The sequence below is a fragment of the Gemmatimonadetes bacterium SCN 70-22 genome (assembly GCA_001724275.1).
Lineage (GTDB): Bacteria > Gemmatimonadota > Gemmatimonadetes > Gemmatimonadales > Gemmatimonadaceae > SCN-70-22.
On record MEDZ01000082.1, the window covers coordinates 1 to 5,400 of the forward strand.

The window sequence follows — 5,400 nt, forward strand, 5'->3', positions numbered from 1 at the left end:
CTGCTCACTCATCGCAGATACTCCCGGCACGGGGTTCGACCGCCAATACCGACCCGTTCGGCGCGCGATGCAAGGGGCACTTATTCAGAGATTCCCTAGGGTCACGGTACGCGACCGCGGTGCTTCGCGTTAGGCCCGGGCGGGTCGATCCATCATGGCCTCATGGTCCCTGCTCGACGACTTCGTACTCGAAGCCCTCGTGCACGAACGCCGGGGCGATCGCGGCGCAGTCCGCGTCGGTGCCACCGTGACGCCGGACCTCGCCTTCCCACTCCGAGCGCACGACGTCCACCATGCGGTCGATGATGGCGTTCGCGTCCTCCTCGGAGAGGTCGAACCGGCTGGCAGCTGAGAGCAGGTTCGCGCGCCGCGCGCGCCGACCGAGCCTCCCACAGATCATGGCCAGGTCACGGTCCTGCTGTCCCGGCCGCGGGTCCGGGGTGATGTCGTACGCGGGCGCCAGCTGCCACTCCTTCCCGGGCGCGATGAGCGCATGATTCCGCGGGTGGTCGTCGAGATTCGACACCAGCGCGTTGAGTACCATCCGCCGGAAGAGCTCCTGCCGGTCCTCCCGCGGACGCCGGGACCAGCGCCGCAGCTCGTCGGCGAGCAACAGGTACGACCAGTTGCGCCGGTCCGTCGGCGACTCCTCGGCGTCGAGCACCGTCAGGGCGCTCACCATGCGGTGTCGGAGGTACCGTGAGTCGCGGTTCGGCCCGGGCTCCAGCTGCTCGCGGTCGAACCGCTTGACCATGAGCACCGCATGCGGTCCGACCATCTGCACGCGCGTCGGCGGCGTGTGGATCTCGCACCGGCGCGCGAGTCCGAGCATCGCGTCCTCGACGACCGCGTTCGTCCATCGATCCGCCCGTTCCGGGAACTTGGCGACCCAGAGCCCCTCCTCGTCTTCGACCACGCTCTTGGCCCTCGCGCCGCCCATGGACGTCCCGCCGTACTGGAGCAGGAGCTCGGCGTGCCGCATGTCGGCCGGGATGGTCAGGCCGCTGGGGTCCTCCTGGAGCAGGCGGGCCGCCTCGAGGAGCTCGGGCAGCTGGACGACGCGGTTGTACTCCCACACTGGCGGCGGGGGCACGGTCCCGCGGCCGAACGAGAGAGCGCCGGCGCGGTCCTCCGGCGACTGCAGCAGGAAGTCGACTTCGGTCAGGTCCGTGCGGCCGAGCGCGCGCTCGATGACGAGACGCCCCCACTTGTCCGGTGAGGCGTCACGCAGCGCGCCGAAGATGCCGCCCAGCTTCGCGGTGGCGTAGACGCGGTCCGAGAGCGGAAGGTTGAAGGGGTCCAGCGGCACCGCGTCCGGACGCAGCCGGTAGGTGCGGCCGTACACGAAGCGTCCGACCACGCCACCGGCCACGGTCTCCTCCTGCACGAACCGTCCGCACGTCACGACCTCCGTCGACCCCGGCAGCTGGATGTACACGAAGCACTCGCGCTCCCGCAGGCGGGCGGCCGCCTTCGGGGAGCGCATGTCTTGGCTGGAGACCGGTGTGTCGGCGCGGCGGGGCATGTGCTGGGGACACGCTCGGGTCAGAAGTCGTCGTCCAGCGCGGTGCTGGTGCGCGCGCGCTCACCGAGACGGGCGGTCGCCAGCGTCTCGCCCTCGGCGTCCCGGTCAGGGCGGGCTACTTCGGCGAGGTGCTCGAGGAGCCCGAGCGCCCAGAGCGCCGCCGCGTAGGCTCCCATGGCAGTGCCAGGAGCCCCTGACTCGACCTTCCTGAGGGTGTTCGTGTGGATCCCGGCCTTCTGGGCCAGATCCGCCTGCCGCCACTCCCGGCGCATGCGCGCGGTGGCAATGTGCTGGCCTAGGCGGACGAGCACGTCCTCAGTCGCTGCGACGGGGGCGATTCGGCTACGACCCATGCGAGACCACCGGGCTCAGATGACCACATAAATATGTTACTTAGACGCGATTAGCAACACCAATATGTGTATTAGTGGCCGATCTGTCCAGTACGACTGTACTGGCCGACTCAGCGGGTGGAGCCGCGAGTCCGGAGGTCACCCAGCGTAGCAGTTCACGCAGAGCACCGCAAACCGCCCATCCCGCCGACGTCGGACTCGATCGACCGGCGGCCGGATGTCCCCGCAATCGGAGCACTGAAAAGCCAGGCGCTGAGTGAGCAGCTCGTGGCCGACGTCGCAGTTTGCAGAATGGTAGGTGGAGGGCTCGCTGGGGTCGCAAGAGGGAGAGGGCGCTTTTGGCGCCTATTCGCTACCGAGCCAGCGCCCTCACCCGCCAGCGTACGGCGTCCTTAGCGGAGTGCGAGTGTGGATCTGCTCGGCGGGTGGTGGAGTGTTCTGACAAATGGCGGCGGCGCAGCACTGGTCTTCTTCGGAGGGCTCGCCGTGATCGTCTGGTTCTGGCTCCACTCGCTCGTCGAGGCGCTGCGCCGGGAGTGGCCCTCGCCGAGCGATCGGACGACGTGGGTGCTCCTCATCGTGCTGCTCCCCGTCCTCGGCGTGATCCTCTATCGCGCCCTCGTCCCCGCGCCTACCGCGCGTCCGACCGGTCGCTGAGGTCCCACCCGGGGCAGTCCGCTTAGAAAGGGCCGAGCGCCTCGTAGCGATGGAGGACCGCGCGCGCGGCGTCCGCGCCGATGCAGACCGCCACCGAGTAGCGCTCGACCGTTTGCATCGCGAGATCATCAAGGCACTCGCGCACGCGCCCGTTCACGGTGCCGCGCAGGAAGCCCGTCTTCCGCACGACCTCGAGGCGGGTGATCCGTTGCGCGCCGGCCGCGAGAATGACCCCGGCCACTCGCTGCCGCGTGCTCCGGACGGTGGGATGGACCGCCTCGCGGGCCGCAAGCGACTGCGGCGACGTGTTCCGAAGCCCGTTCGCCGGGACCTGCCGTCTACCGCTGTCTACACCCGAGGCGAACAGATCGGCCTGTGGCCCGCCCGCATCGGTGGGCTGGTAGGTAACGGATCGGTCGCGCGGCGACCGGAACGCCGCGTCGGGATCCCTCGCGGTGCGATGGGACTCTGCCATGATGCGCTTCCCCCTGAGACGGGGGTAGCATCGGGCGAGTACGGACAGGGACTACGGACACCCTGCACGCGACACGCGCCGACACCACCCGTGGTAAGGTGAAGTCGGCGCGTGCGTTACATGTGATCGGGACGGCGGGATTTGAACCCGCGACCCCCTGAACCCCATTCAGGTGCGCTACCGGACTGCGCTACGTCCCGTCCGCATGCCTTCCGCGGAAGTCCTCCAACGTAACCGACCGCCCCCACACATACAACCGCCTCCCGGCAACGCCTCCTTCCCCGCCCGCCCACCAGACATCACATTCGTGACCCCGCGCCAGCCGCCTCACGCGAACCGGTGCATCCGCGACTGCAGGTGCTCCCGGTACGTCCGGCTCAGCTTCAGCTGCCGCCCGTCCCGCAGGAGCACCACATAATCCCCCGCAAACCACGGCTGCAGCTCCTTGATGCGGTCGATGTTCACGATGACCGCCCGGTGGATCCGCACGAACATCGACGGCTCCAGCTGCGCCTCGATGTGGTGCATGGTCTCGCGGATCAGGTGCGACCCCTTCCCCACGTGCACGCGCACGTAGTTCCCCGACGCCTCGAACCAGTCGACGTCGCTCACCTTCACGAAGGAGACGCGACCATCGTGCTTCACCATCAGCCGGTCCAGGAAGCGCACCCGCGGCGGCGGGGCGCCCATGCCGTTCGGGGCGCTCGCCGGACCGCGATCGGCGAGCGCGGCGCTCGTCCGGTCGTCGCCGATCACCTGCTCCAGCAGCGCCCGGATCTTCCGCCCCTGCTCCGCCGACGACACGCGCTCCATGTGGCTGCGCGCCCGCTGGAACGCCGAGCGGAATCGCTCGGGATCGTACGGCTTGAGCAGGTAGTCGATCGCGTTCACGTCGAAGGCCCGCACGGCGTACTCGTTGAACGCGGTGACGAAGATCGTCGGCGGCATCGCCTCGGCGCCCAGCGCGTCCACCACCCGGAATCCGTCCACGTCGGGCATCTGCACGTCCAGCAGGACGAGGTCGGGGCGCTCCTTCCGGATCGCCTCGATCGCCTCGCTCCCGCTCCCCACCTCGTCGATCACGTCGACGTCCGGCTCCAGGCGCAGCATGCGCCGCACGCGGCGGCGCGCGATGGGTTCGTCGTCCACCACCAGCACGCGAATCGGCATCGGGATTCTCCCGTTCATCGTTAGGCGACGGCGGACGCCGGCAGGGCGTCGTCGTCGACGTGGAAAGCGGAATCGCCATCGGCAATGAGCAGCACCGCCGTCGCCCGGTCGGGAAACGCCACACTCACGAGCGCCCCGGCGTCGGCCACCGCGGCCTCGGCAACGCTCTTGGCCCGCCACCAGGCATGCGAGCCGGTGGCGCGCCCCCCCCACTCCGCCTCGCCCCGCAGGCGAATGCGCGTCACGTCCGCCGCCCGCTCCACCTCCACCCGTACGGTGAGGGGCTCGGCAGGATTCAGCGTGTCGGCGGCCAGGAGGTCGTCGGCCATCGTGCAGAGAAGGCGGCTCGGGATCGGGAGCGACAGCGCCGACGGCGGGACGTCGGTCACCAGCCGCACCCCGCCCCGGATCCCGATGCGATGCGTCTCGACGCACGCCTGCAGCAGGTCGAGCTCCTGCCCGATGGTCGCCGTCGCGTCCCGTCCCGACTCCAGCGTCAGGCGTAGGGTGTCGGCCAGGCGCGCAATCAGCCGCTCGGCGCGCGGCACGTCGCGATGCACGAGCTCGGCCAGGAGCTCGAGCGTGGCGAGAAGGAACTGCGGGCGCAGCTGGGCCCGCAGCGCCTGGAATCGCGACTCGGCAATGCGCGCCGAGAGCCGCGCCCCCTCGAGTTCGCGCATCCGGTACCAGCTGGCGAACTCGCGGGCGTGCGACCAGGCCAGGAGTCCGAGATACACGAAGAAGTCGCCCGTGATGGGATTCATGTTCGCCGGCGACAGGACCGGGAGCCGGCTCAGGCCCGACAGCTGCATCACCCCCGTGTGCAGCAGCCCGGCGGCCAGGCCAAAGGCGGCGTGCAGCGGCAGCAGCTGCAACCAGTTGTCGGCGTCCATGCGGAAGCGGCGCGCCAGGGCGAAGACGACGGGCGAAAGCGCGAGCCAGATGGCTGATGTCGCCACCTGCAACCGGGCGAGCTCGACCCACGAATAGTCGTCGTTGGGGCGCGCCGACGCCGTGTACAGCACCATCTGGTTGGTCCAGAAGACCGCCAGCACCAGCCAGAGCGCGCCGACCCCCATCCACGCGCGCGGCGTCAGCGCCGGCGACACCTGGCGCCCGGCAACCGCCGGACGCGGGGCGGCGGGCACGTCGGCGAGCGCGCCAGCGAGCGCATCGGCGGGCGCGTCCCCTCCCGTCGCCCCCGAGCCCCCGGCCGGCGA

5 protein-coding genes and 1 tRNA gene are annotated in these 5,400 nt (G+C 70.1%); all 6 read right to left on the reverse strand.

Annotation, left to right across the window (positions count from 1 at the left end; genetic code table 11):
• Positions 1 to 160 precede the first annotated feature (160 nt).
• On the reverse strand, positions 161 to 1,486 hold the full coding sequence (locus ABS52_19575) for a hypothetical protein (GenBank protein ID ODS99774.1): 1,326 nt from the start codon (positions 1,484 to 1,486) through the stop codon (positions 161 to 163).
• A 59-nt stretch (positions 1,487 to 1,545) separates the two neighbouring features.
• Positions 1,546 to 1,878: a hypothetical protein gene (locus ABS52_19580; protein ID ODS99775.1), complete on the reverse strand. Its 333-nt coding sequence runs from the start codon at positions 1,876 to 1,878 to the stop codon at positions 1,546 to 1,548.
• A gap of 679 nt (positions 1,879 to 2,557) precedes the next feature.
• A complete protein-coding gene (locus ABS52_19585) occupies positions 2,558 to 3,010 on the reverse strand; it encodes a hypothetical protein (protein ID ODS99776.1) in 453 nt (150 codons plus the stop codon).
• Between the two features lie 123 nt (positions 3,011 to 3,133).
• Positions 3,134 to 3,210, reverse strand: a tRNA-Pro gene (locus ABS52_19590).
• 127 nt (positions 3,211 to 3,337) lie between these two features.
• Entirely contained in the window at positions 3,338 to 4,198 is an 861-nt protein-coding gene (locus ABS52_19595) for a hypothetical protein (GenBank protein ID ODS99777.1), read from the reverse strand.
• A gap of 2 nt (positions 4,199 to 4,200) precedes the next feature.
• Positions 4,201 to 5,400 (reverse strand): hypothetical protein (locus ABS52_19600; protein ID ODS99778.1); only part of this gene is annotated, 1,200 nt, incomplete at its 5' end.

What these genes read in the sequence shown, in the direction of transcription:
- ABS52_19575 (ODS99774.1), bottom strand. Translation starts at nt 1,486, where the DNA reads ATGCGCTCCCCGAAGGCGGCCGCCCGCCTGCGGGAGCGCGAGTGCTTC.
- ABS52_19580 (ODS99775.1), bottom strand. Translation starts at nt 1,878, where the DNA reads ATGGGTCGTAGCCGAATCGCCCCCGTCGCAGCGACTGAGGACGTGCTC.
- ABS52_19585 (ODS99776.1), bottom strand. Translation starts at nt 3,010, where the DNA reads ATGGCAGAGTCCCATCGCACCGCGAGGGATCCCGACGCGGCGTTCCGG.
- ABS52_19595 (ODS99777.1), bottom strand. Translation starts at nt 4,198, where the DNA reads ATGAACGGGAGAATCCCGATGCCGATTCGCGTGCTGGTGGTGGACGAC.